We start from the raw sequence: 24630 nt of genomic DNA, 5'->3' as shown, positions 1-24630 counted from the left end.
CGGGGTTGCCGCCCCGCGGCGGAACGGCAACCACCAGGCGTCAGCGGTCCCGGAACGCCGCGAGCGGATTCCTGAGCATCCCGGCCTTCTGCAGGCCACCGGACGGGTCGTCCAGGTCCAGCATGTGCTGGTTGTTCCGCAGCTGGAGGCGGTTCAGGCAGGAGAGTTCGAACTCCTCCACGAACAAGTCGTGCGCCGCGAACTGCTCCGCCAGCTCCGGATGCCGGGCCTGGTACTCGTGCAGGGCCTCGGCCGCGGTCCGCCAGAAGGCCTCCTCCTCCAGCACTCCGTCCTCCGCGAGCTGTGCGGCCAGGAACCGGAAGATGCAGTCAAAGACGTCGGTGAAGATCGCCGCGGCCTTCTCGTCCTCGGGGATGGGCGCCTTGATGCGGGCCACGTCCTCGGGGACCTCCACCCGGTCGCCCATCAGAACGATCTCCTCGGCGATGTCCTTCATGATCGCTCGGACGGGCACACCGTCCTCCAGCACGAGGATCACGTTCTCGCCGTGCGGCATGAAGGCCAGCTCGTAGGCGAAGAGGCAGTGCGCCAGCGGCACCAGATAGGCGTCGAAGTACCGGCGCAGCCAGACCTCCGGAGCCAGCCCCGAGCGCTCGATGAGTGCCGAGACGAACGGCTTGCCCTCCTGGTCCACGTGCAGCAGCGACGCCATGGTCGCCAGCTGCTGGCCGTCCTGCAGGAGATGGATCGGGCTCTCCCTCCAGAGCGCGGACAGCATCTTTCGGTATGGAGAGCCCTTCGCGGACGCCGCCTCGTAGTAGTGGTTGTGATAGCCGAGCGCTGCCTTCTCCTTGATCAGGGCCAGGCCGTGGCGCTGGAGTTCGGCGTCCTGGCCGATCAGTTCCTCCAGCCAGTCGTTGATGGCCGGCGTGGCCTTCATGTACTGCGGGGAAAGCCCGCGCATGAAGCCCATGTTCACCACGGACATCGCCGTCTTCACGTAGCTCTTCCCTGGGGCGGAGACGTTGAAGAAGGTACGGATGGACTGCTGTGCCTGGTACGAGTCGGTGCCCGTGCCCAGCAGCACAATCCGCTGCTGAGCGATCTCGGCGGCGAACGTCACCGTGATCTTGTGCTCCCACTGCCACGGATGCACCGGCATGTAGAAGTAGTCCTCCGGATCCAGTCCCGCGGCGGACAGCTCCGCGTCGAAGAACGCCACGGCGTCGTACCCGAGTTCGTCGGTCAGGTGCCGGCGGTAGTCCAGGCCCTCCTCCGCGCTGAACACGGCGCGGCTGCGGTGCACGGCGATCCAGCGCAGCCGCACCGGGGCTCCGGTCTCCGGGGCGAACGCGTGATAATCCGAGATTCCGAAGCCGAGCCGGCCGTTGTTGGCCACGAAGCACGGGTGCCCCTCCGTCATGCCCCGTTCGATGGCCTGGAAGTCCTGAGCGACGTCGGAGCCGCCCGTCACCCCTCGCGCCAGCAGACCGGACGGGACGCCGTGGCCCTGCTTGTAAGCATGGCCGGACAGGGTGCTGCTGATCTCCTCCAGATAGACCGGCAGTTGTTCCAGCCGGATCGTCAGGCTGGTCTGGAACTCCGCGATGAAGTCCAGCGCGTCGAGCGGGAGTTCCTCGTCCTGGCCCGCGCGGTGGCGGAAGATCGACGCGGCCGGGATGCTCCAGTGGTCCAGCCCGCGGAGGGTGGCCTCGAAGCGGTACTCGGTGCCGCCGTCGTCGCTCAGGAGGCGGTAGGCGCCGCGGCCGTCCGTGCCGTGACCGGTGCGCTCGGGGACGAAGAGCCGCTCGTGCGAGAACTCGGCGAGTGCCTTCCGGACCAGGTGGCGGTTGGCCACCGCCCACCGAGCCGGTTCCAGGTGGGCCACTCCACCGGCTTCCTGGCCCGGAGCGGCGGGCTCGCGGCTTTCCTGAGCGCTGCTTTCCTGAGCGTGGCTTTCCTGAGCGCTGCTTTCCTGAACAAGGGCGGTGGAGGTCATGCGGAGGCTCCTTCGGTGGCGGGGGTGGCGAGCGGGGTGAGGGTGGCGAGGAAGTCGTCCCGCGTGCAGAAGCTCAGCAGGGCCTCCTTGGTGCTTTCGGCGGGATCGACCGGGGGCAGCGTCACGACGGAATGCGCGTGGAAGCCGACCCGTTCGTTGAGGACGTGGATCTTGTGGTTGCGCACATCGGGTTCGACGACGACGCGCTCGGCCCCCGTGTGTTCGAACAGCCAGGCCATGACGGACTGCATCACATCGAGGGTGAAGCCGGGGATGGTTCCGGACGACGACGGCGGCGCCACGAGCAGGTGCATGCCGACGTCGCCGGGCTGCACCTGGTAGACCGCGTTGAGCGGCGATTCGGCCGGCCGGTACCGCTCGACCAGGAATTCCGGAACGCCGTCCCGGAGACCCAGGAACGCCTCGTGATGACCGGTCGCGGCCAGGCCGTCGTACTCCTCCCGCACGTCCTCGACGGACGCCGCGAGCATCCCCCAGAACCGGGCGTAGGGCTGCGTGACCCAGCCATGCAGCAGCTCCGCGTCGGCGGCGGGGTCGACGGGGCGGAAGGCGTGGTTCATGCCGTCACCGCCAGGGACTCGGTGGGCTCGCTGGCTTCCGCAGACTCCGCGCGCTCCGCCGCTTCCACACGCTCCGCCGCCGGGACGCCGAAGTGCTGGAAGGCGATGCTCCGCTCCACCGGGTACACCTCAGTGCCGAGGATCTCCCGCAGGATGCACGAGTTGCGGTACGCGGCCATGCCGAGGTCCGGGGTGACGAAGCCGTGGGTGTGCAGCTCGGCGTTCTGGACGAAGATCTCCCCCGGCTCGACGCCGATGCCGTACTGCCGGTCCACGTCGAAGCGTCCGAGCTCGTCGCGCCGGATCCGGTCCGCGATGCCCGTCAGGAACGCCGGTTCCTGGTAGGAGTACCCCGTCGCGAAGACCACGGCCTCGGACTCGAGCGTGAACTCCCCGCCCTGTTCGGCGTGGCGGAAGGTGAGCGTGTGGGTGCCGGCGTCCGCGTCCCACGCAGCGTCCAGCAGCTCGGAGTGGGTGAAGAGCCGGGTGTCCACCATGCCGTTCAGGCTCTTCGCATAGAGCAGGTCGTAGATCTCGTTGATGAGCTCCGAGTCGATGCCCTTGTAGAGGTTCTTCTGGTGCGCGATCAGGTGGTCGCGCTGCTCCGCGGGCAGTCCGTGGAAGTAGTCGACGTACTCGGGGGACGTCATCTCCAGGGTCAGTTTGGTGTATTCGAGCGGGAAGAAGCGGCCGCTGCGCGTCACCCAGCTGAGCTGGTAATCATGCACGTCGATCTCCTGTAGAAGGTCCAGATACACCTCGGCGGCGCTCTGTCCGCTCCCGACGACGGTGATGCTCCGCCGCGCCTGGAGCTCCTCCTTCCGCTGGAGGTACTCCGCGTTGTGCAGGGCCGGGCCGCCGGCGTCGAGCACCCCGCGGCCTGCTTCCGGGACGCCCGGGGTGGTGCCGGTGCCCAGCACGAGGCGCCGCGTCCGGACCTGCTCCGTGCCCTGGGGACCCTGAACGGTGAGGGTGTAGACGCCGTCGTCGTAGCTGGTATTCAGCACATCCGTGCTGAAACGGATGGAGTCGAGCTGCCCGGCCACCCACTGGCAGTACTGGTTGAACTCGGCGCGCAACGGGTAGAAGTTCTCCCGGATGTAGAAGCGGTAGAGGCGGCCGGTCTGCTTGAGGAAGTTCAGGAAGGAGTAGGGCGAGGTCGGGTCGGCGAGCGTGACGAGGTCCGCCATGAACGGCACCTGGAGGTGGGCCGGTTCGAGCATCATCCCGGGGTGCCAGTCGAAGCTCTCCCGGCGTTCCAGGAAAAGGTGGTCCAGGCCGTCCAGCGGCTCGCTCAGCGCGGCGAGTCCCAGGTTGAACGGGCCGAGGCCGATGCCCACCATGTCGTGGATGCGGCCGTCTGCGGTGTTCTCGGTGATGGTCATGCGGAGAGGTCCTTCTGGTCTGAAGAGGTGAAAGGAGAGGCGGCGTCGCGCGGGGCGATCCGGGCGGCGAGGAGGTCCGCGCCAGTGCGGCGCAGGAGTTCGATGATGTCCTGGATGTCACTGAGGCGCGTCTCGGCGTTCAGGAGCGTGAATTTGAGGTGGTGACGCCCGTGTACGGTCGTCCCGGCCACCACGGCCTCACCTGAGGCGAACACGGCGGCGCGGATGGCGGGGTTGAGGCGGTCCGCGAGGTCCTCACTCAGGGGAGCGCCGCCCACCTGGGGACGGTAACGGAATACCAGGGTGCTGAGCTGCGGCGCGGCCGCGAGTTCGAAGTCGAGGTCCTCATCGAGGAGGGTCCCCACGCGGGCGGTGAGGTCGATGGCTTCGTCGAAGAGCGCCCCGATGGCATCCGCGCCCATGGTGCGGAGCGTGAGCCACAGCTTGAGGGCGTCGAAGCGGCGGGTGGTCTGGATGCTCTTGTCCACCTGATTGGGGATCTGGGCCTTGGCGGCGCTCTCCGGGTTGAGGTAGTCCGCGTAGTAGGTCACGTGACGGAGCATCGCGCGGTCCCGGACCAGGACGGCGCTGGAGCTGACGGGCTGGAAGAAGGTCTTGTGGAAGTCGACCGTCACGGAGTCCGCCAGGTGGATGCCGTTCAGCAGCCCGCCGTGGCGCGGCGAGACGAGCAGCCCGCCACCGTACGCGGCGTCGACGTGCATCCAGGCGTCATACGCCTTCGCCAGCGCGGAGACCTCGTGCAGCGGGTCCACCGCGCCGAAGTCGGTGGTGCCGGCCGTCGCCACCACGGCCATCGAGATCAGACCGGCCTCCCGGGACTCGGCGAGGGCGGCGCCGAGAGCGGCCGGGTCCAGGCGGTGGTCCGGCGTCGTGGGAACCGGGATCACGGCGTCGAAGCCGAGGCCCAGCATGGCGGCCGACTTCTGGATGCTGAAGTGGCTGTCCGCGGAGGTGAAGATCCGCAAGCGGTCCAGGAGCAGCGGCAGCCGCATCTCGCGGTGCTCGGCGGACTCGGCGCGGAGGCGCGCGACGGCGTGGTTGCGGGCCATGAGCAGGGCCTGGAAGTTGGACTGGCTGCCGCCGGAGGTGAACACGCCGTCGGCGTCCCGGCCGAGGCCGATCCGTTCCGCGGTCCAGTCGATCAGTCGCCGCTCGATGAGCGTCGCGCCCGCGCTCTGATCCCAGGTGTCCAGGGAGGAGTTCACGGCGGAGAGGATCGCCTCGCCGACCAGCGCCGGGATCACGACCGGGCAGTTGAGGTGCGCGGCGTACCGGGAATCGTGGAAGTAGACGGCGTCCTTCAGATAGAGCTCGTCGAGTTCCTCGAGCGCCGCGGTCAGATCAGGGAGCGGCTGATCGAGTTCGACGGCGGCGACCTGGCGCTCCAGGCCTGCGGGCGTGACGCCGGTGAACGGCTGCGAGGTGCGCTGGATCTTGGTGGCCACGGCGTTAACGCCCTGGAGGACTTGCGCCACGTAATTCGGGGAGTTCCTGGCGTTGAGGAGCTGATTGCTCGCCGCCAGCGCGAGTTCGACGCCGGAACCGAAGTCCTGGCCTGGGGAGAGTTCGACTCGGGACGATGTCACAGGACACTACTTTCCGTCGGGGATCGGGGACGCCCAACGACAGCGATTAACGTTAGGCAAGCCAAGCCTTACTTAGGCTTGCCTTTACGTCAAATTAGTGTGCCGTAATTCACGGAGTATATGTCACTCCTCGACCGCTGAAGTCTGCGCTTCTGTGACTCTTCAGCGCGACGCCACCGGCCACCGGGGGATCCAGCAGCGCACCGTCTCGCGGTAACGGCGGTACGGTTCGCCGAACCGGGACTCGAGGTCTTGCTCCTCCAGCGGCCGGATGCCGACGTTCCAGAGCAGCGCCCCGCCCACGGCGTACACCACCACGAGCCAGGACCCGAGGATCAGCCCCACCGACGCCGCCTGAACCACGCCCGCCACCGCCATGGGATTGCGGACCCAGCGGTACGGCCCGGCGATCACCAGTTCGTTGGGCATCGCCGACGGCAGCGGCGTCCCACGGCCCCGTGAAGACATGACGACCGCCGAGCAGATCCCCAGCAGGCTGGCCAGGCCGAAGACCGTCCAGCCGACGACGGCGGCCCCCTCCGGCAGCGCCAGGCCCACCTTCCAGCGCTCCTCCAGAGCCCGGATGATCAGCGGGAGGACCCCGAGGAAGAGGCCCCAGACCACGACGAGCTGCGTGAACGTCCAGCCCACGTGTCCCGCCGTCGCGCGCCGCCGATCCGCCGTCCGGAAGGCGAGCGGTCCACGGGTGACCCACTCGAAAGGAATTCTGCCCAGCCACACCAGGCTCAGCGCTAGCAGCGAACCGAGCGCCGCGGCGCCCATCGCGACCACGCCCCACCCGGCTTCGGTGGTGAGCGTGGCATACAGCGCCATCAGCACCGTCACCAGAAGCGTCCAGACGGTGTTCACCAGGGCCGCCACTCGCGATCCCGCCGCGGCCAGCCCGGCGGCGGCCACGAAGAGCGGAAGGTCGAAGATCGCCACGAGCGCCGGGTCCAGTGAGCCCAGAGTGATGTGCCGGACCAGCGGGGACAAGGGGACGAGAACCCACCAGAGCAGGCCGGCCGCGGACTGCACGGCGAAGTAGGCACGGCCCCACCGGACGGCGGGCGGCACGGGCGCGGTCATCAGCGGTCCCCCAGGGCTGCTTGGAACTGTTCTTGCGGTCAGCACGACTCTAGCCGCGGCGCGTCATGTCACGGGCGCACGGCGGCCCCGGGTCAACCGGCGGTTAAACAAAGAAACCGCCCCGGAAGGCGGTTCGTGAAGCGGTCTCAGGGAAACCGCCGTTAAATTGAAGAAACCCTCACCATGTAGAAGCTAGGCGAGGGTTTCAGTGGCTCCGACCGGCGTCGATCCGGTGACCTTTCGATTTTCAGTCGAACGCTCTACCAACTGAGCTACAGAGCCTCGGTGACTTGTCACCATGATCGCCGGATAATTCCAGCCATCAAAGCGACCCTGACGGGACTTGAACCCGCGACCTCCGCCGTGACAGGGCGGCGCGCTAACCAACTGCGCTACAGGGCCTTGGTGGTACTTCTACCGTTGTTTTCACCGGAATCGCTCCCGGCTCACAAGATTTCATCTTAGCAGATCTTTCGATCCGCTTTCAAATCGCATCTCATGCGTACCCCCAACGGGATTCGAACCCGTGCCGCCGCCGTGAAAGGGCGGTGTCCTAGGCCGCTAGACGATGGGGGCCTTGACACACCTGCTCGGTTCCCGGCTGCTGCCGCGTTCCTCGCGAAGTGGACCAGTAAAACTTTAGAGCATGGTCCGGGAAATTCCAAAATGCGGGCCCGCGCCCCGGACCCGGCGCGGACGGCTACCGTGGAAGGCATGGACAGCAGACCGGAACCGGACTCCTCGCGACCACTCCCCCGCGGCCTGCCCATCCGCATCTGGCCGCCCGGGCCCCGGTGCACGCTGCGTGGCGAGCCCGGCTTCGAACACCTCGAGCGCACGGAGGCCGCAACCCTCAGCCTGGACGAGTTCCAGGCCCTCGCGCTGCAGGCTCTCGAAGACCTCCCTCCCGAGATCTCCCGCCACATGGACAACGTCATGCTCTTCATCGAGGACGACGGCGTGGATCCGGCCACCGGCGAGCCTCTGCTCGGCCTCTACGAAGGCACTCCCCTGACGGAGCGCGGCGAGGGCTGGGCCGCAGGGTCCCTCCCCGACCGCATCTCGCTCTACCGCCGGCCCATCCTCGAGATCTGTGCCAGCCGTTCCGAGGTCCTGTTCGAGATCCAGGTGACGGTCATCCACGAGATCGCCCACCATTTTGGCGTGGATGACGCCCGCCTTCACGAGCTCGGCTGGGGCTGATCCGGCCGGCGTCGGGCACCTGGCCCGGAGGCCCTGCGCGAGCCCTCCGCAAGCACCCTTCAGAGCCCTCCCGGACCCCCCGAAATCCGCGCCAGCACTGCGAATGAGTCGCATTCCGGACATGCATTCCGGCCCCTCCGAAGCTAGCCTGAAAAGCATGGGCCACAACCACGATCACACTCAGGGAATGACCGGCACCGGCAAGCACCGGAAGCGCCTCGTCATCGTCCTCTGCATCACGCTCAGCGTCGTCGTCATCCAGGTGGCCGGCGCGGCCCTCTCCGGCTCGCTGGCTCTGCTGGCCGACGCCGGTCACATGCTCTCGGACGCGGCCGGGGTGTTCATCGCCCTGCTAGCCTCCTGGATCGCCACCCGCCCGGCCACGGATCAGCGGACGTACGGCTATCAGCGTGCCGAGATCCTGGCCGCTCTGGCCAATGCCCTGATTCTGATCGTGATCGCGGTCATCATCGCCCTCGAAGCCTTCCGCCGCTTCGGTGAGACACCGGAGATCCGGACGGACACCATGCTGATCGCCGCGATCATCGGCGCGGTGGCCAACGGCGTCTCGCTGCTGATCCTGCGCGGCGGGCAGGAGGAGAGCCTGAACCTCCGGGGCGCGTATCTGGAGGTGCTGGGCGATCTGCTCGGCTCCCTGGCCGTCATCGCCGCGGCACTCGTCATCATGTTCACAGGATTCACCGCGGCGGACCCCATCGCGTCGATCCTGATCGCCGCGATGATCCTGCCGAGAGCCTGGAGCCTGCTCAAGGATGTGGTGGACGTGCTGCTGGAGGCCACACCGAAGGGTGTGGACGTCGGCATGATCCGCGAGCACATCCTCGCCGTGGACGGCGTGCAGTCCGTCCATGACATCCACATCTGGACCATCACGTCCGGCGTCCCGGTGTTCTCCGCCCACGTGGTGGTGGAGGACCAGGCCCTCAGCCCCGAATCGGCCGACCGCATCCTGGACCGCATGCAGCGCTGCCTCGGCTCGCACTTCGACACCGAGCACTGCACCTTCCAGCTGGAACCCGCGTCCCACCAGGCTCACGAGGCCCATCAGCACGCCTGAGGCCGCGGGCCCTGGAACAGCGTCGGCCGGAGTGGCGGCAGCGCCGGGATTTCACGCGACACGCCGTGTGACCAGCGGTGAAATGACACTGATGTTGTTTATGTTGATGGTGGGACCAATGTTGCCAATGTTACTTTTGAGGCCGTACTCTCGGTAGGGCTGGGTGTTCTCCCAGCGATATCGAGGCAGGTGTACATGGCAGTGGCGAAGCGTGGGAAGTACGCAGCGATCCTTTACTCCTCCGCCCTGAGTGCGAGCGTTCTGCTCGGCTCCGGCGGCATCCCGGGCGCCGTGGCCGCGCCCCTCCCGGCGTCGCCGGTCACCATCCCGGCCGACCAGTCCGACTCCATTCCGAGCGAATCGGAGATCGCCGCGGCGAAGAAGAACGAGAGCAGCGCGAAGGCGACCCAGGCCCGGCTCGAAGGCCTCATCGGCACCCTCGCGGACCGCCAGTCCAGCGCCATCACCGCCAGCATGCGGGCCAACGACTCGTACACCAACGCTCTGCTGACCCTCAAGGCCAAGCAGGACGCCGCCGCAACCGCCAAGGCCAAGGCCGCAGCGGCCCAGGACCAGGCGACCAAGAGCCGCAAGGATCTCGGTGCCCTCGCCAGTTCCATCTACAAGACCGGCGGCGTGAACCCGGCCGTGGAAGGCGTGCTGAACGGCGACGACGGCGATCTCCTCGGCCGCGCCACCACACTCGACGCCATCAGCCAGAAGCAGAGCGAGACGTTCAACCGCGCCATCTCTTCCGGTCAGGCGAACTCCGCCCTGTCCGCCGATGCGGCTGCCGCGCAGAAGGCCGCCGACGACGCCGCGCGCGACGCCGACCAGGCCCGCGCCGCCGCGGAGTCGGCTCAGACCTCCGCCACCCAGGCTCTCCAGAGCGCGTCCAAGGACCGCGAGAAGGTCATCGCCCAGCTCGCGTCACTCCGCAACACCACGGTGGCCCTCGAGACGCAGCGCGTCCAGGGGCTGGAGCAGCAGCGTGCCGCGGCCGCGCTGAAGGCTCTCCAGGACCGCGCGGCGCAGCAGCCGCTCCCGACGCCGCAGCAGCCGGCCCAGGGCGGTAACTCTGCTGGTAACTCTGGTGGGAATTCCGGCGGAAATTCCGGCGGCCGGCCGTCGCAGCCCCAGCCGCCGGTCGTGCAGCCTCCCGTGGTCCAGCCACCGGCACCCCAGCCACCCGCACCGCAGCCGCCGGCTCCCCGTCCGCCGGTGGTCCAGCCGCCTGCGCCGCAGCCACCCGCACCCCAGCCCCCTGCGCCTCAGCCGCCGGCTCCGAAGCCTCCCGTCGTCACGCCGCCACCGCCGTCGCCCGGTGGCAGCGCGGCCCAGACGGCCATCAATTTCGCGATGTCCAAGGTGGGCGGCCCGTACGTCTGGGGCGGCAACGGCCCGGTGGGCTACGACTGCTCCGGCCTGTCGAGTGCGGCCTTCGCCGCCGCGGGCGTGTACATGCCGCGTACGGCCACCGATCAGTACTTCTCCGCTCCGCGGTACATCCCCATGGGTCAGTGGCAGCCCGGCGACCTCATCTTCTGGGGTGACGGCGGATCGTTCTACCACGTAGGGATCTACATCGGCGGCGGCCAGGTGGTCAACGCCCTGAACCCGGGTTCCGGCATCACCGTGTCGCGCATCGACTGGATGATCGGCATGCAGCTCTGGCCGACCGCGGCCCGGTACTGGTGATCGGCTCCGGCGCGATCTGACCAGCGTCCGCTCTCAGCGGCGATGACGAAGGCCCGGCCTTTCCGTGGAACTCCACGGAAAGGCCGGGCCTTCGTCATGCCGGCGGTTCTCGAAGTCCGCGAGCCGTCAGCCGCCCAGCACCGGACCGAAGCTGGCGCGATCGGCGAGCCGCGGATCATCCCGGTCCGGCACCACCATGACCGGTCCCTGCGCATGGTGCAGGACGCCATCCGATGTCGAGCCCAGCAGCATGCCGGCGAATCCGCCACGGCCGCGCGTGCCCACCACCACGAGCTCGGAATCCCGACTGGCGTCCACGAGGACCTCCACGGGTGAGCCGTCCACCAGGCGGGTGGTGATCTCGAGTTCCGGGAAGTGGCTCTTGAGCCAGAGCACGCCGGCGTCGAGCTGTACCTGGATGTCCGCGAAGATCGCCTCACGGTCCATCGCCGCGGGGACCCAGGCCAGGCTTCCGCTGTACTGCGGCACGGCGCAGAGGATCTGCAGTTCGACGCCGAGCCGCTGGGCCTGTGCCGCGGCCTCCAGCACGGCGACCCGGGCCTGGTCGGAACCGTCCGCGCCGACCACGACGCGGGGCTTCACGGGTTCCAGAGGATTCTTGGCGAGCTCGGCCTTCAGATGCTTGTCCGTCACGTCCTGGCCGAAACGGCCGGCGCAGATCATGGGCACCACGACCGTGGGGCAGCTCGCGTGGGCGGGCAGGGCGGAACTCACCGAGCCGAGCAGGCGTCCGACGAACCCTCCCCGGCCCCGGCTGCCGACCACGAGCAGATCCGCCTCGCGCCCGAGTTCCAGCAGGACGCCCGAGGCGTCGCCGTTCTCGACCGACGCGTCGACGTCGATGTCGAAGTCCTTGATGCGCTCCAGCGCATCCTTCAGAACGCTCTCCGCACCCTGCCGGATGACGGAGTCGTCGACGGCGGCGTACCCGCCGTCCAGGCCCGAAGCCGCGTAGATGGGCACTGAATAGGCGGTGATCAGATGGAGGGTGGTCCGGCGCCGTTCCGCCTCGCGGGCGGCCCAGCTCAGAGCGCACTGTCCGTGTTCGGACCCGTCCACTCCCACGATCACCCCGCCGTGGATTCCCTGCGGTGCTGTCTCCGGCGTATCCGTGCTCACGACTCTCGCCTCCTCATCGCTGTGGGCGGCCTGCGGAGACGGTCCCTGCAGCTCTCCTACCACCCACGCTGGCTTATGTCCCACTATTGCCGTTTGTGCTGGTCGTTTCAAGAAACGCCGACGCCGGAGGGCATTCCGGCGCTCGTCCACGGGCCGGGCCGGGCGCCCACGGAGGGCTCGCGGTGGCCCGCTGAACCGCGGTTCCACGGGTCGCAGCCGAGGCGCCGGAGCGGACCGCCCGCGCGGACCGAAACGGGTCATCCGGTACCGTTCACGAAATGCTTCACATCAGCCTTCCGGCACCCTGTTCAGGTGACCCCGAGCGGAGTATTCTCAGTTGCACAGTGGGAGGGGACCCATGGTGAATCGTGAAGATTCCCTGGGTCTTTTCTGCGCGTTGACCGTTCCGGCCTGACCGGGACTCCCCCGCCCGTGCGTCACGCCGGGCACCCATGCCGCACCGAAGGAGGATCGAATGCCACGCAGTGCCAGCAGAGTGTCCGGCGGGCCTCCGGAAGGCGTCATCACCGTCACCGACGTGGTGGTGGTCGGCACCGGGATGGGCGGACTGGCGGTCGCGACGCAGCTGCACCGCAAGGGCATGGCGGTCGTGGTGATCGATGGCCTGCATCAGGGGGACCCCGTCGCGGCAGGATCCCTGCGGCACGCCACCACGGAGGAACTCGAACGGGTCGCCATCGGCGATCCGGCCTCCCACCGCGAGCGCCGGGACATCCTGCGTCAGCTCCACGGCTACGCCAAGTGCCATCAGCTGGACGTCCGACGCGGTGTGGTGGCCGATGCCCTGAACCCGGCGGCTCCGGCGCATGGGGCGCCCCGGTCGTCCGCCGTGCCGGGCGAAGCGGCTTCCCGCCGCTGGGCACTTCCGACCCCGGGCGGCCTGATCATCTGCGATTCGGTCGTGATCACGGGGGTCTCCGGGCGGCGTCGTGTGCGGCAGTTCCTCAAGGCCGTCGGGCAGGAGACGAGCGACAACATGGCGACGGCCCTCCGCCACGTGGGCATCTACCTGGTGGGAGTGGGTCAGCAGGTGTCTGCAGGACACCGGGAAGTGCTCCATCAGGCCCGTCTGGTCGGCAACGCGATCGCCGTCGGGGCTCAGCGCCTGCCCGCCTGAACCGCGGCTGTCCACAGGGCTCTCAGGTTCCTGTACACATAGTGCGGATCCACTATCGAAAGGCCATCGTCTTTAGATAAGCTGACGGGGACTAGCACCAGGAGACGCTCATGACACACCCCGCCCCTCCGGCACGCCAACGCTCACGCACCGCCACGATCGCACTCGGCCTCTCGATCACCATGCTCGTGGCCGCGGCCGTGCTGGGCGGGATCTTCATCATCCTGGGCGACCAGGCCAATGTCGCCGGGCGTGCCTGGCTCACCCTCCTTCTGGTCGGGCTGTTCGCCGGCGCGGTGGTGCTGGACGGCAGCATGCCCGAAGGCCGCAATCGTTGGTACCTGGCCGTCTCGACCATTCTCAACGTGGTGCTCCTGGCGATCGGCCTCCTCAAGATCTGGAATGGCTGGCTTCAGCCGGCGGACACCGCCAGCGCCACCGTGTGGACGGGTCAGATCGCCCGGTTCGTCTCCATGATCCTGCTCGTGCGGGTGGCCTTGCTGCTCACTCAGCTCTACGTCCCTCGGTTCATCACGGGTGCGAGCAAGACCGGCGTGCGGATCTCGTCGATGGCCACTCTCGTGTTCGCGTGGCTGACCGTGGTGGAACTCGTCCTCCCGGCGGCCTTCCCGGCGATGGACTGGCCGTCCTGGTGGTGGCGCACGGCGGGGGCGACCTCGCTGATCGCCATCGTGGGTCTGGTCATCCCCCTGGTGCTCCGGGCCTTCGAGCCGAAGCCGCCCGCGGACCAGCTTCCTCCGCAGGAGTACGCCCAGCAGCAGTGGACCCAGGCTCCTCAGTGGAACGGCTATGCGCAGCAGCCTCAGCAGGGGCAGCCGACCGCCTACCCGCAGCAGTGGCAGCAGGAGTATCCGCAGACCGGTTACCCGCAGAATGCTTACCCGCAGGCGGGCTACCCGCAGCAGGGTTACCCGCAAGACGCCTACCCGCAGCAGGCCCAGCCGCAGGCGTACCCCCAGGCGGGGCAGTATGGACAGCAGGGGCAGTACGGGCAGCAGCAGTATGGGCAGCAACCGGGTCAGGAATGGACCCAGCAGGCAGGTCAGGGCTGGCAGCAGCCCTCCGGAGCCCAGCAGGCCGCCCCGGACGCGCCGCGTCCGTCCGCTCCGAGTGAGCAGCCCGGCCAGCCCCCGCAATCGGACCAGAGCCAGCCGGCGGCGCCGACCCAGCAGGGCCCCGCGCAACAGGGCTCAGAGCAGCAGGGCCCCGCGCAACAGGGCTCAGAGCAGCAGGGCCCAGAGCAACAGGCTCCCGAGGCCACGCCGCGACCGGAGCAGCAGCAGTAGCATCCCCCGGCACTGTGACGGGTGCCGCCCCTCATGAGGGCAGGGCCGTCAGGACTCTTCGGAGCCTCGACCGAGCTTGCGGCGAGCCAGCACGCCGACGATCACCAGCAGAATGACGGCCACGACGCCGAACACCACGATCATGACCGGGAACGGCTCGGCGTCGGCCTGCTGCTGAGGAGCCTCGGTCTTGGTCTGGAGCGGCTCGGCCGTGGAGGCGCCCGGGGCGGTCGCCGCGGAACCGGTGGTCACGACGTAGGAGAAGGTGTTCTCAATGGGGTGCGAGTCCGAGGAGACCACGCGCCACTGCACGGTGTAGGTCCCGGCCGGAGCACCCGGCTTGAGCTTCTGAGTGACGACGTTGTCCAGGATGTCCACACCACCCTCGGCCCAGTTGGCCCCGGAGGCGTCTTTCACGACGATCTCGGAACCGATCGCGATGGGGTTGTTCGAGAACGTCAGCGTCACCTTGTCCGGCGCAGCGCCCACCTTCTGCCCGTTCTTCGGCGTGGTCCCTTCCAGGACGTCGTGAGCCGAGGCGGGCGCGGCGAACCCCAGCGTCAGCAGCACCGCCCCGAGCAGTGCGACGACGGCGAGCCCGGCCCTCCGCACCACCCCTCCCCGGGCGGCCGGTGAGGGTGCCTGCGCCAGGGTGGCCGTCGCCGTCGTGAACTGGGGCTGGCTGGGCATGAAGAGTCTCCTGAAGGGGTGCGGTCCGGGCGGCCGAAGAGCCGTAGATTCCTACACCACCCTATGCCGCTTTTCAAGTGTTGCCCTGAGGGGAATATGATTTTCTCGGAAATCCCCAGCAAATTCCCTGGAAGGCATCCCCATGTTCAAAGCCGGTTCCGCACTGGACCGCTACTTCAAGATCTCCGAGCGTGGCTCCAGCTACTCCCGCGAGATCCGCGGCGGCTTCGCCACCTTCTTCGCCATGAGTTACATCGTGGTCCTCAACCCCCTCATCCTGTCCGGCAAGGACGCCAACGGCGACATCCTGGGCTTCACCAGCGTCGCCGCCGTCACGGCCTTCGTAGCCGGTGTCCTGACGATCCTCATGGGCGCCTGGGCCAAGCACCCCTTCGCCCTCGCCACCGGCCTGGGCGTGAACGCCTTCGTGGCGGTCACCATCGCCACCACCCCGGGCCTGGCCTGGCCCGACGTCATGGGTCTGGTGCTGCTCTCCGGTCTGACCATGATGGTGCTGGTGCTCACCGGCTTCCGGACCGCCGTGTTCAAGGCCGTCCCGGAGGGGCTCAAGACGGCGATCGTGGTGGGCATCGGCCTCTTCATCGCCCTGATCGGCCTGGTCAACGCCGGGTTCGTCCGCCGTATCCCCGACGTCGCCGGGACCACCGTGCCGGTGGGCCTGGGCTTCGACGGCAAGCTGCTCGGCTGGCCCACCCTGGTGTTCGTCTTCGGTCTGCTGCTGACCGTCGTGCTGCTGGTCCGCAAGGTCAAGGGTGCGATCCTGATCGGTATCATCGCCTCCACCGTGCTGTCCGTGATCCTTGAGTACACCCTGCACATCGGGCCGAGCTCCGATGGCAAGAACCACAACCCTGCCGGCTGGTCCCTCGTGGCCCCGCACTTCACCGAGTGGGGTCTGCCGGACCTCTCCCTGATCGGCAAGGCCAACCCCGTCGGCGCCTTCCAGCACATGGGCGCCATCGCCGCGCTGCTGATGGCCTTCGTGATCCTCCTGTCCATCTTCTTCGACGCCATGGGCACCATGGTCGGCCTGGCGAACGAGGCCGGGAACGTCGATGAGAACGGCGAGATCCCCAACGTGGACCGCGTCCTGATCGTGGATGCCTTCGGCGCCATCGCCGGTGGCGGTTCCTCGGTGTCCTCGAACCAGATCTTCGTGGAGTCCGGCGCCGGCATCGCCGAGGGCGCCCGGACCGGCTTCGCCTCGATCGTCACCGGCCTGCTGCTGCTGGCCTCGATGTTCCTGACGCCGCTGATCAACCTGGTGCCGTTCGAGGCCGTGGCCCCCGCGCTCGTGGTGGTCGGCTTCATGATGGTCTCCCAGGTGTCCCGGATCGACTGGAGCGACTGGGGCATCGCGATCCCGGCCTTCCTGACGTTCACCCTCATGCCCTTCACGTACTCGATCGCGAACGGCCTGGGCGCCGGCTTCATCGCCTACGTGGTGCTGCGTTCCGCACAGGGCCGCGCCAAGGAGGTCCACCCGCTCCTCTGGGTGGTCGCCGCCGCCTTCGTGCTGTTCTTCGGCATCGGCGTGATCGAGCAGGTCCTCGGGGTCAAGTAAGCCCCGAGCGTACTCCCCCACGCGAGCCGCCAGTAGGTGGCCCTATCCGCCACGGATTCGGGCACTTGCTGGCGGCTCGCGGCGTTGAGGCGGTGGTTCACGGCGGGGCGTGGGGGCCCGCGGCGTCGGGAGGTCCCGCGACAGAGTGCGGCTCGCAGCGGGCGTAGGGTGGAAAAGCCATGACAGTTGCCGAACAGCCCTTCAACTTCCGGTCCGTCGCCCTCTCCGTCTACCTGCCCACGATCCTGTTCTCCACAGGTGAGGGCGCCGTGCTGCCCATGATCCCCGTCATGGCGCATGCGCTGGGTGCCTCCCTTCCGTTCGCCGGCGTGATCGCCGCGATGGTGGTGGTCGGCGAACTCCTCGGGGACATCCCGGCGGGCTGGTTCGTGGCGCGTTTCGGGGAACGGACCTCGATGATCGGCGCGGCAGGGCTCGCCCTGACCGGCATCGCCCTCAGTCTGCTGGCGACGGCGCCGTGGACGCTCATGATCGGCGTGCTGCTGATCGGACTCGCCACGTCGGTGTTCGCCCTGGCCCGTCACGCGTTCATGACGACCCGTGTCCCGCTGCGGTACCGGGCCAGAGCCCTCTCCGCACTCGGCGGCATCTTCCGGGCCGGGTGGTTCATCGGCCCGCTGATCGCCGCGGCCGTCATCGCGGGCACCGGCACCCCGCAGGCTGCGTTTTGGATCTTCGCGATCGGGTGCGCGTCCGCCGTCGTCGCGCTGCTGGTGCTGCCGGACCCGGAGAAGCAGGTCGGCCCGCCGCCGTCCGTCGCCGAAGCGGCGCCACGTCCGGGGCTCTTCCGCACGATCCATGCCAACCGGGCCATCCTGGTCCGGATGGGCTCCGGCGTGGCGCTCGTGGGCGCGACCCGCGCCGCGCGGATCACTCTCCTGCCCCTGTGGGCGCTCAGCATCGGCATGAGCGAGGCCCACACGGCGCTGGTGATCGGCCTCGCAGGCGGCCTGGAGTTCGCCCTGTTCTACACGAGCGGGCAGCTCATGGACCGGCGCGGCAGGCTGTGGAGCGTCATGCCGTGCATGGTCGGGCTGGGGATCGGCTTCCTCGCGCTGGCCTTCCTCCACGACGTCCCCGGCCGCGAAGCCTGGTTCACCGCGGTCACCTTCGTGCTGGGCGTCGCGAACGGGATGGGCAGCGGGATCGTCATGACGCTGGGCGCGGACCTCGCGCCGAAGGACAATCCGGCCGCGTTCCTGGGCGCCTGGCGGTTCTCCAGCGACGCCGGCCAGGCGGCGTCGCCCCTGCTGATCGCGGCGCTCGCCACGATCTCGCTATCCCTGGCGAGTGGCGTGATCGGCGTCCTCGCGCTCGTGGGCGCCGGAGTCCTCGCCCGCTACATCCCCCGCTACATTCCGCACCGCCCGCACCGCTGATCTCGGCGCGGCTCTCGGCCGCTCGCGAACCGCCAGTAGGTGCCCGTATCCACGTCGGATACGGGCACCTACTGGCGGTTCGGGGGGTCAGAAGGCGAGCAGCACCTTGGACGAGACCGAGGCGTCCGCCGCCGTGGCGAAGCCCTCCAGCGCGTCGGCCGCCGGAACCACGTGGGTCACGATCCCGTCCGTGCGGAGGCTGCCGTCTCCGAGTGCCTCCAGGACCGCGTCGAACTCGCCGGCGAAGCGGAACGAACCGGTCAACGTGAGTTCCCGCGTGATCGCCGTCGCCATGGGCACCTCGATGTTCCCCGCGCGCTGCAGGCCGAGCATCACGACGGTCCCGCCCCGCACGGCCGCGGAGATCGCCGCGGAGAGGCCGGGCACCGTGCCGCTGGACTCGATCACGACGTCGGCGTGCAGCTGGGCGATGGCGTCGGCGTCACGCGCGTCCAGGGTCCGTGCCCCGTGCTGTTCCGCGATGGCCCGCGGGACGTCGAACAGGTCTGTCGCGATGACCTCGGAGGCGCCATGGTGGAACGCGGCGGCGATCACGAGCTGCCCGATGGGCCCTGCTCCGATCACGGCCACCCGCTTGCCACGGACGTCGCCGGCCCGCTCCAGGCCGTGCCAGGCGACGGCCGCCGGTTCGGCCAGGGCCGCCACCTCGAGCGAGAGGCCATCCGGGACGGTGTGCAGCATGCGGGCCGGCAGGGCGACGCGACGGGCGAAGGCGCCCTGCGTGTGCGGGAGATGCATGGCCGAGCCGAGGTAGGTGGAGGCGGGGGCGAGGTTCGGGCGGTCCTCCGGGTACGGGGTGACGCCGTCGCCGAGCGGGGTCAGCGGGTGAGCGGCCACGCGGGTTCCCACCGCCGGGCCCGAACCGTCCGCCGCGGTCTGCACCACGGTCCCGGACACCTCATGGCCCAGGATCATGGGTTCGCGCAGGATCGACGCACCGGCAGCACCGTGCTTCCAATAGTGCAGATCGGATCCGCAGACCCCGCCGAAGGCGATCTCGACCACGGCCTCGTCCGCCGCAGGGACGGGTTCCGGCAGCGCCTCGATGCGCAGGTCCTCGGCGGCGTGGGCCACCACTCCCAGGTTCTCAGTCATGTTCTTTCCTCATGGTCGCAATGTTCTCCGTCCCCGTGCTCTGGCGCCGTCCGGGGTCCGCTGAGTTCGTGGGTTTCGGGTGAGTTCGCGGGCAAAATCCACGAACTCACCCGAAACCCACGAACTCGGCCGGATGTCCGCGGAAGTGACTCCGCCGGAAGGACTCAGCCGGCAGTGACTCAGCCGGTCTGGGTGGCCAGGACCATGCCCGCCACCTCGATCTCCACGAACGCCCCCGGCTCCACACTGAAGTTGGAACGCGGGGCGCCCGTCATGATCACGTCGCCCGGGCCAAGCCGCAGCCAGTGGGTCACATAGACCAGGCACTCCCGGATCGAGGCGGGCAGGTCCCACGTTCCCGTGGACACGCGCTCGACCCCGTCGATCCGGACCGTCATCGGCACCTCATCGATCCCGGCGTCGGTGTCGATCCACGGACCCAGCGGGGTGTATCCCGCGCCGCCCTTGCCCTCGAAGTTCCGGGGATCCAGGACGGCGCGGTCCGGGCTCGACACATCGTTCACGGCCGTCACACCGAGCACGTACTCGTGGGCGTTCTCCGCCGTCAGACCGTCGGTGTCCTTGCCGATGACGACGGCGATCTCGCCCTCGATCGCGGGAACCCCGGCGTCGCGGCGCAGTGCCACCGGGGTGCCGCTCGCCACGACGGTCCGGGGGCTCTTGAGCCAGGCCTGCACCGGACTGTGGTGCTCCGGGCCGTTCTGGGCGATGCCGATCACCAGGAGCGGTTCGCACGGGGGCAGGAGATCCCCGGTCACCGTCCCACCGGGAAGGTACGCGGGATCCTCGCCGCGCGCGAAGGCGAGGAAAGGGTCCTCGACCGGCACCCAGGCGGCGCCCTCGGCACGGACCCAGCGGGCCGCGCCGTCGTGCGGCGAAGACGCGGCGTCGTGCGGCGAAGACGCGGTGGCCAGGCGGGCGAGCCGCATCAGACGACCGCCGTCATGCCGCCGTCGACGAACAGCGTCTGGCCGTTGACGAAGTCGCTGGCGGAGCTTGCCAGGAAGACGAGCGCGCCCACGAGGTCCTTCGTGTCGCCCCAGCGGCCCGCGGGGGTGCGGCCGCGGACCCAGGAGGAGAACTTCTCGTCATCCACGAGGGCCTGCGTGAGTTCGGTGGCGAAGTAGCCGGGGGCGATCGCGTTGGCCTGGATGCCGAGCGGCGCCAGGTCCGCGCAGAGACCCTTGGTCAGCATCACGATCGCGCCCTTGGTGGCCGAGTAGGGCGCGATGCCGGGCCGGGCCAGCTGGCTCTGCACGCTGCCGATCTGGATGAGCTTGCCGCTCCCCCGCTCCACCATGCCGCGGCTGACGCGCCGGGACAGGTAGAAGGCGCTGGAGAGGTTGGTCGCCAGCAGGGCGTCCCAGTCCTCGTCGCTGAACTCGCCGATCGGGGACCGGCGCTGGATACCCGCGTTGTTCACGAGGATGTCCGGCGTGCCGAGATCCGCCTCCAGTTCGGCGATGCCGGCGTCGACGGCGGCGGCATCGGTCACGTCGAAGGTCACGCTGCGCGTCGTGGCGCCGGTGGCCGCGGCGATCTCCTGCGCGGCTCGGGCGGCCTTCGCCGCGTCACGTCCGTGGACGACCACGGTGGCCCCCGCCGCGGCGAGCCCTTCCGCAAGGGTGCGGCCGATGCCCTGGCTGGATCCGGTCACGAGGGCGGTCCTGCCCTCAAGGCTGAAAGCGGAGATTCCTGTGGGAGTGCTCATGCTTCAACCCTTACCAGGCGCTGGGTGGTGGCTTCCACACCGTCGCCGGCCTCGGTGCGGGAGACCTTGACGGCGTCGTCGGTGCGGAGGAGGTCACGGCGCAGCGTCTCCGGGACCAGGAACGTCGAGCAGGTGGTGATGAGGGCAAGGGTCGCCATGTACACGGCCAGCAGGAGCCAGTTGCCGTTGCTCACGGCGATGATGTAGGCGCCCAGCACACCGGCCAGGCCGCCGGCCAGCACTGCGGAGATCTCGCGGGCCATAGCCACGCCCAGGTAGCGGTGCTTGTTGCCGAAGAGCTCGGGGAGCATGGCGCACTGCGGGCCGAGCATGGTGTTCACGGCCACGCCGATGCCGACGGCGACGACGGCGATCGCCAGCGCGTGGTTGCCGAGGGACAGCAGCCACCAGGCCGGGAACGAGTACAGCAGCATGAAGACGGCGCCGAAGCGGTAGACGGTGCGGCGTCCGAAGCGGTCCGAGAGGGCGCCTGCGAACGGCACGGAGAACACGCCGATGAGCGAACCGAGGGTGACGCCCCAGGCCAGCAAGCCCTTGTCCGCGTTCTTGCCGACCACGGAGACGAAGAAGCTCAGAGCCAGCGTCTGGAACATGTAGGAGCCGCCGTTCTCGGCCATGCGCAGGCCGATGCCCACGATCACGCCGGGCAGGCCCTTGGTGAAGATCTCCTTGACGGGCTTGTCCTGGACTTGCTCGTGCTTCTCCAGCACGACGAAGGTGGGGGTCTCGCGGAGCTTGGTGCGGATGAGGATGGCCACGATGATCAGCAGGAACGACATCAGGAACGGCACACGCCAGCCCCAGGTCATGAGCTGATCCTTGGGCAGCAGCGAGATGGCGCTGAAGACCAGACCGGCGAGCAGGGTGCCCGCCTGGATGCCGATGAACGGCAGGGCGGAGAAGAAGCCGCGGCGCTTGACCGGGGCGTACTCGGCCATCAGGACGGTGGACCCGGCCTGCTCGGCGCCGGCGCCGAAGCCCTGGAGCAGGCGGAGCGTCACCAGGAGGATCGGGGCCCAGATGCCGATGGCGTCATAGGTGGGGAGGAATCCGATGGCCGTGGAGGCGCCGCCCATGAGCAGGATCGTCACCACCAGGACCCACTTGCGGCCGAGCCGGTCGCCGAGGCGGCCGAAGAACAGGCCGCCGAACGGCCGCGCCAGGAAGCCGACGCCGTAGGTGGCGAACGCCGCGACGGTCGCCATGGCCGGATCACCCTGCGGGAAGAACAGCAGGTTGAAGATCAGGGCCGTGGACAGGCCGTACAGGGCGAAATCGAAATATTCGAGGGCGCTTCCGACGCTGGAGGCCAGGGTGGCGCGCTGGAGGTTCTTGGCGTAGTCCGGGTCCGAAGACCCCGGATGCTGGACCGAGTCCTGAGTGGTCACTGCCATCTCCTTTGATTGGCTGAAACGTGGTTGCCGGCGCGTCGATGCGCTGCGGCCTGTGATCGAGATTACCAACCCTTTGAACCCGGTTCAATACTTTGAACAGAAATTGTGTGGTGGATGCCACAGGGGCGTTCGAAAAGGGGATGGTGGCGTGGCTCGGCGGCGAAGCGCCGGTGAGCACGACGACGGCGAGCGGCAGCGCGGCGAGGGGCACGGCGCTGGGGGCGCCGCCGTCGTCGCGCCGGTCGATGCGGGGATGCGCCGGCGGATGCGCCGAACTCGCTACGAAACGGCCGAACTCGCGACACCGGGTAGCGAGATCGGCCCTTCGACAGCGTGGTCAGCGGCCAGCGGGAGCCATAACGGCACGGAGGCCGCGAAAACACCGACGCCCCAAAAACGCGGAGGCCGCAGAGACGCGGGAGTGCGCAGGCGCGGGGCCCGGCGAGCGACCCGCGGGTGGCAGCAACCCGCGGGCGGCGGCGCAGCCTACTTCCGGGCCGAGGCGCCCAGGGGGTTGGTCAGCCGTCGGGCGGCGTCCCGGAGGGCGTCCGCGACGCGTTCGATGTGCTCCGGCGTCGCCCGGGCCTCCTGGATCGCCACACCGAGGGCCAGAGGCGGATCACCCGGGGCCCAGCCCTCGAGTGGCACTGCGACGCCATACAGGCCCTGCATGCCCTCACCCGGATCCAGGGCGTACCCCCGGGCCCGCGCGGCGGCGAGCTTCTCCAGGAGCTCCGGCATCTCCCGGACGCTGTTCTCGGAGGCTCGCGGGAACGGGACCTGATCGGACATGATCTCCTCCACCCGCGAGTCCTCCATGACCATCAGCAGGGCATTGCCTGTGGCGCTGAACGCCGCATGGATCCGGGAGCCCAGCGGCGTGCCGAAGCGAACCGTCCGTGACCCCTCATGCCGGGCGAGATAGAGGGCGTCGTGGTCGTCCAGCATCGCCACCTGCACCACCTCGTGACGCAGCACCGGGGAGGCCTCACAGACCGCGTAGAACTCACGGATCTGGTTGAACTGCGCAGCGAAGGCCCCGCCCAGCTCCGCATTGCGCCGGCCCAGCTGGTACCCCGCGGGAACCCGCTGGATCATGCCGCCGTCCTCCAGCGCGAGGCACAGGTTCATGGTGGAGGACTTGGCCAGCCCGAGCGCCGTCGCGATCTCCGTCAGCGTCTGCGGACCGTCGGCCTCGGCGAGCACGCCCAGGATCTTCAGGCTGCGGGTGACGGCCGGCGCAGGATCGCGCGTCACGCGGTCCGGAACGTCGACGGCGGCGGGCTCGGCCATGGAGGTCTCCCTTAAAGAGGTGGTCAGGACGCGATGGTCGGGGGCTGAAGCCGCGGGAACCCTCAGTAGAACTCCACGGTGTTGACCACATTACGCAATGGCCGCCCGTCCAGCAGCCGCGTGGCGTTCTCGGCGAAGAGGCGCGCGATCCGCTCCTCCTCCTTGGAGTTCAGCGCCGCGGTGTGGGGGCTGACGAGCACATCGTCGCGATCCCACAGCGGAGAATCGGCCGGCAGGGGCTCCACTTCGAAGACATCCAGGGCGGCGAAGGACACGCGGCCGCTGTCGAGGGCGGCCAGCAGGGCCTCCTCGTCGATGACCGTGCCGCGGCCGACGTTGCTGACGATCGCGCCCGGCTTGATGTTCCCCAGGACCTCGTGGCCCACCAGGTGATGCGTCTGCTCGGTGCCCGGGAGGGTGACGACCAGGGCGTCCGCCTCGGCCGCGGCCTGCGCCAGCTCCTCGACCGGGATGAGACGGTCCACACCTTCGACGGGCTCGCCGCTGCGGGTGGTCCCCCAGACGGTCGCGCCCAGGGCTTTGAAGCGGCGTGCGCACTCGGCGCCGATCCCACCGAGCCCGACCACGAGCACGGTCATCTCGTCGAGCTGCTTCATCTCCCAGCGGTCGCTCCACTCGCGGTCGCGCTGCTGTGCCTGGAGGCGGGGCAGCGACTTGGCGCCCGCGAGGACGCCGAACACCGCGAATTCGGCGAGCGGGCCGCCATGGACGCCGGCCGACGTCGTGAAGGTGATCCGCTCGAGCGCCTCGGAGGGGAGGTCGGCCGCCTTGACCTGGCTGCCGCCGCCGGCCGCCGTGGTGTGCACCCAGCGGAGCGCCGGGTTGGCGGCGACGGTGCGCGTCAGAGCCGCGGCGTCGACGTCGGGGATGCCGAAGAGGAACTCGGCGGAGTCGACCAGCTGCTCGAAGGCGCGCTGTTCCTCGTCGGAGCGGACGTGGTCGGGGTCGCCGGACCAGTCGGCCGCGCCGCGCATGGGGTGGTACAGCTCGTGCTGCCGGATCACGTCGAGGCGCGGCTCCAGACGCTCGATCAGCTGGCAGTGCTCCTCGGAGAGCGGGACCGCGACGACGGCGCGGGCTTTCTCAGACATGGTGTCCCCTTCTTTGCGGCAGTCCGGACGTCGCCCCGTGACGGGGCACACAACTTCTCCAAGGGTAACGCGAATTCAACCAGTTGAACACTGTTCGAAAT

Annotated in this window: 20 protein-coding genes and 3 tRNA genes; 7 read left to right on the top strand and 16 right to left on the bottom strand. The window is 69.0% G+C overall.

The genetic code is table 11. The features are described 5' to 3' along the window. Nucleotides 1–40 precede the first annotated feature (40 nt). The 8 genes from QFZ52_RS00865 to QFZ52_RS00830 all read right to left on the bottom strand — a co-directional run bounded on the left by QFZ52_RS00865 (nt 41) and on the right by QFZ52_RS00830 (nt 7198). Nucleotides 41–1960 carry an IucA/IucC family protein gene (locus QFZ52_RS00865; RefSeq protein ID WP_307495743.1) on the bottom strand — a complete coding sequence of 640 codons (1920 nt, stop codon included), beginning with the start codon at nt 1958–1960 and terminating at the stop codon, nt 41–43. Next, entirely contained in the window at nt 1957–2541 is a 585-nt protein-coding gene (locus QFZ52_RS00860) for a GNAT family N-acetyltransferase (RefSeq protein ID WP_307495742.1), read from the bottom strand. The genes QFZ52_RS00865 and QFZ52_RS00860 overlap by 4 nt, the downstream gene beginning before the upstream one ends. Beyond that, nucleotides 2538–3926 carry a lysine N(6)-hydroxylase/L-ornithine N(5)-oxygenase family protein gene (locus QFZ52_RS00855; RefSeq protein ID WP_307495741.1) on the bottom strand — a complete coding sequence of 463 codons (1389 nt, stop codon included), beginning with the start codon at nt 3924–3926 and terminating at the stop codon, nt 2538–2540. Before QFZ52_RS00855 ends, QFZ52_RS00860 begins: the two co-directional genes overlap by 4 nt. Next, on the bottom strand, nt 3923–5533 hold the full coding sequence (locus QFZ52_RS00850) for a pyridoxal phosphate-dependent decarboxylase family protein (RefSeq protein ID WP_307495740.1): 1611 nt from the start codon (nt 5531–5533) through the stop codon (nt 3923–3925). Before QFZ52_RS00850 ends, QFZ52_RS00855 begins: the two co-directional genes overlap by 4 nt. Before the next feature lie 162 nt (nt 5534–5695). Beyond that, complete coding sequence (locus QFZ52_RS00845) at nt 5696–6622, bottom strand: methyltransferase family protein (protein ID WP_307495739.1); 927 nt, start codon at nt 6620–6622, stop codon at nt 5696–5698. 209 nt (nt 6623–6831) lie between these two features. Beyond that, nucleotides 6832–6904: transfer RNA gene (locus QFZ52_RS00840), tRNA-Phe, on the bottom strand. Between the two features lie 46 nt (nt 6905–6950). After that, nucleotides 6951–7024, bottom strand: a tRNA-Asp gene (locus tag QFZ52_RS00835). A 101-nt stretch (nt 7025–7125) separates the two neighbouring features. Further along, nucleotides 7126–7198: transfer RNA gene (locus QFZ52_RS00830), tRNA-Glu, on the bottom strand. 138 nt (nt 7199–7336) lie between these two features. Between QFZ52_RS00830 and QFZ52_RS00825 the strand changes: the two genes are divergently transcribed. The 3 genes from QFZ52_RS00825 (at nt 7337) to QFZ52_RS00815 (ending at nt 10601) form a co-directional block, all read left to right on the top strand. Then, nucleotides 7337–7825 (top strand): metallopeptidase family protein, encoded by a 489-nt coding sequence (locus tag QFZ52_RS00825; protein WP_307495738.1) that lies wholly within the window; start codon nt 7337–7339, stop codon nt 7823–7825. Nucleotides 7826–7982: 157 nt separating this feature from the next. Further along, a complete protein-coding gene (locus tag QFZ52_RS00820; protein ID WP_307495737.1) occupies nt 7983–8903 on the top strand; it encodes a cation diffusion facilitator family transporter in 921 nt (306 codons plus the stop codon). 195 nt (nt 8904–9098) lie between these two features. Further along, on the top strand, nt 9099–10601 hold the full coding sequence (locus QFZ52_RS00815) for a C40 family peptidase (protein ID WP_307495736.1): 1503 nt from the start codon (nt 9099–9101) through the stop codon (nt 10599–10601). Between the two features lie 126 nt (nt 10602–10727). Here the strand turns inward: QFZ52_RS00815 and QFZ52_RS00810 are convergent, their stop codons facing one another. Continuing rightward, a complete protein-coding gene (locus QFZ52_RS00810) occupies nt 10728–11741 on the bottom strand; it encodes a universal stress protein (RefSeq protein ID WP_307495735.1) in 1014 nt (337 codons plus the stop codon). A 475-nt stretch (nt 11742–12216) separates the two neighbouring features. Here QFZ52_RS00810 and QFZ52_RS00805 point away from each other — a divergent pair, with 475 nt between their 5' ends. Beyond that, the gene (locus tag QFZ52_RS00805; protein WP_307495734.1) at nt 12217–12879 is read left to right on the top strand and encodes an FAD-binding protein; all 663 of its coding nucleotides are present in this window, start codon (nt 12217–12219) and stop codon (nt 12877–12879) included. 110 nt (nt 12880–12989) lie between these two features. Beyond that, complete coding sequence (locus QFZ52_RS00800) at nt 12990–14186, top strand: hypothetical protein (RefSeq protein ID WP_307495733.1); 1197 nt, start codon at nt 12990–12992, stop codon at nt 14184–14186. A gap of 48 nt (nt 14187–14234) precedes the next feature. Here QFZ52_RS00800 and QFZ52_RS00795 read toward each other — a convergent pair whose 3' ends face one another. Then, the gene (locus QFZ52_RS00795; RefSeq protein WP_307495732.1) at nt 14235–14876 is read right to left on the bottom strand and encodes a copper resistance CopC family protein; all 642 of its coding nucleotides are present in this window, start codon (nt 14874–14876) and stop codon (nt 14235–14237) included. Between the two features lie 142 nt (nt 14877–15018). On the opposite strand from QFZ52_RS00795, the gene QFZ52_RS00790 reads away from it, so the two are divergent. After that, nucleotides 15019–16461 carry an NCS2 family permease gene (locus QFZ52_RS00790; RefSeq protein ID WP_307495731.1) on the top strand — a complete coding sequence of 481 codons (1443 nt, stop codon included), beginning with the start codon at nt 15019–15021 and terminating at the stop codon, nt 16459–16461. Between the two features lie 179 nt (nt 16462–16640). Next, nucleotides 16641–17861 (top strand): MFS transporter, encoded by a 1221-nt coding sequence (locus QFZ52_RS00785; protein WP_307495730.1) that lies wholly within the window; start codon nt 16641–16643, stop codon nt 17859–17861. 87 nt (nt 17862–17948) lie between these two features. On the opposite strand, the gene QFZ52_RS00780 is transcribed toward QFZ52_RS00785, so the two are convergent. The 6 genes from QFZ52_RS00780 to QFZ52_RS00755 form a co-directional block, all read right to left on the bottom strand. Beyond that, on the bottom strand, nt 17949–18977 hold the full coding sequence (locus tag QFZ52_RS00780; protein ID WP_307495729.1) for a zinc-binding dehydrogenase: 1029 nt from the start codon (nt 18975–18977) through the stop codon (nt 17949–17951). Nucleotides 18978–19156: 179 nt separating this feature from the next. Next, nucleotides 19157–19927 (bottom strand): fumarylacetoacetate hydrolase family protein, encoded by a 771-nt coding sequence (locus tag QFZ52_RS00775; RefSeq protein ID WP_307495728.1) that lies wholly within the window; start codon nt 19925–19927, stop codon nt 19157–19159. Then, nucleotides 19927–20709: an SDR family oxidoreductase gene (locus tag QFZ52_RS00770; RefSeq protein WP_066217055.1), complete on the bottom strand. Its 783-nt coding sequence runs from the start codon at nt 20707–20709 to the stop codon at nt 19927–19929. Before QFZ52_RS00770 ends, QFZ52_RS00775 begins: the two co-directional genes overlap by 1 nt. Further along, nucleotides 20706–22124, bottom strand: coding sequence for an MFS transporter (locus QFZ52_RS00765; RefSeq protein WP_373425604.1), 1419 nt, complete (start codon nt 22122–22124; stop codon nt 20706–20708). Before QFZ52_RS00765 ends, QFZ52_RS00770 begins: the two co-directional genes overlap by 4 nt. A gap of 486 nt (nt 22125–22610) precedes the next feature. Continuing rightward, nucleotides 22611–23417, bottom strand: a complete 807-nt coding sequence (locus tag QFZ52_RS00760) for an IclR family transcriptional regulator (protein ID WP_307495726.1) — start codon at nt 23415–23417, stop codon at nt 22611–22613. 62 nt (nt 23418–23479) lie between these two features. Next, entirely contained in the window at nt 23480–24529 is a 1050-nt protein-coding gene (locus QFZ52_RS00755; RefSeq protein WP_307495725.1) for a D-2-hydroxyacid dehydrogenase, read from the bottom strand. Between the last annotated feature and the right edge of the window lie 101 nt (nt 24530–24630).

Source organism: Arthrobacter woluwensis (assembly GCF_030816155.1).
In the GTDB taxonomy this organism is placed as follows: domain Bacteria; phylum Actinomycetota; class Actinomycetes; order Actinomycetales; family Micrococcaceae; genus Arthrobacter_E; species Arthrobacter_E woluwensis_A.
Note: the sequence above shows the minus strand (reverse complement) of the source record. Positions and strands in the feature narration are given on the sequence as shown.

Bases quoted from the DNA above. Each gene is read 5' to 3' on its own strand.
- QFZ52_RS00865 (WP_307495743.1), bottom strand. From the start codon at position 1,960: ATGACCTCCACCGCCCTTGTTCAGGAAAGCAGCGCTCAGGAAAGCCAC.
- QFZ52_RS00860 (WP_307495742.1), bottom strand. From the start codon at position 2,541: ATGAACCACGCCTTCCGCCCCGTCGACCCCGCCGCCGACGCGGAGCTG.
- QFZ52_RS00855 (WP_307495741.1), bottom strand. From the start codon at position 3,926: ATGACCATCACCGAGAACACCGCAGACGGCCGCATCCACGACATGGTG.
- QFZ52_RS00845 (WP_307495739.1), bottom strand. From the start codon at position 6,622: ATGACCGCGCCCGTGCCGCCCGCCGTCCGGTGGGGCCGTGCCTACTTC.
- QFZ52_RS00825 (WP_307495738.1), top strand. From the start codon at position 7,337: ATGGACAGCAGACCGGAACCGGACTCCTCGCGACCACTCCCCCGCGGC.
- QFZ52_RS00820 (WP_307495737.1), top strand. From the start codon at position 7,983: ATGGGCCACAACCACGATCACACTCAGGGAATGACCGGCACCGGCAAG.
- QFZ52_RS00815 (WP_307495736.1), top strand. From the start codon at position 9,099: ATGGCAGTGGCGAAGCGTGGGAAGTACGCAGCGATCCTTTACTCCTCC.
- QFZ52_RS00805 (WP_307495734.1), top strand. From the start codon at position 12,217: ATGCCACGCAGTGCCAGCAGAGTGTCCGGCGGGCCTCCGGAAGGCGTC.
- QFZ52_RS00800 (WP_307495733.1), top strand. From the start codon at position 12,990: ATGACACACCCCGCCCCTCCGGCACGCCAACGCTCACGCACCGCCACG.
- QFZ52_RS00795 (WP_307495732.1), bottom strand. From the start codon at position 14,876: ATGCCCAGCCAGCCCCAGTTCACGACGGCGACGGCCACCCTGGCGCAG.
- QFZ52_RS00790 (WP_307495731.1), top strand. From the start codon at position 15,019: ATGTTCAAAGCCGGTTCCGCACTGGACCGCTACTTCAAGATCTCCGAG.
- QFZ52_RS00785 (WP_307495730.1), top strand. From the start codon at position 16,641: ATGACAGTTGCCGAACAGCCCTTCAACTTCCGGTCCGTCGCCCTCTCC.
- QFZ52_RS00780 (WP_307495729.1), bottom strand. From the start codon at position 18,977: ATGACTGAGAACCTGGGAGTGGTGGCCCACGCCGCCGAGGACCTGCGC.
- QFZ52_RS00775 (WP_307495728.1), bottom strand. From the start codon at position 19,927: ATGCGGCTCGCCCGCCTGGCCACCGCGTCTTCGCCGCACGACGCCGCG.
- QFZ52_RS00770 (WP_066217055.1), bottom strand. From the start codon at position 20,709: ATGAGCACTCCCACAGGAATCTCCGCTTTCAGCCTTGAGGGCAGGACC.
- QFZ52_RS00765 (WP_373425604.1), bottom strand. From the start codon at position 22,124: ATGGCAGTGACCACTCAGGACTCGGTCCAGCATCCGGGGTCTTCGGAC.
- QFZ52_RS00760 (WP_307495726.1), bottom strand. From the start codon at position 23,417: ATGGCCGAGCCCGCCGCCGTCGACGTTCCGGACCGCGTGACGCGCGAT.
- QFZ52_RS00755 (WP_307495725.1), bottom strand. From the start codon at position 24,529: ATGTCTGAGAAAGCCCGCGCCGTCGTCGCGGTCCCGCTCTCCGAGGAG.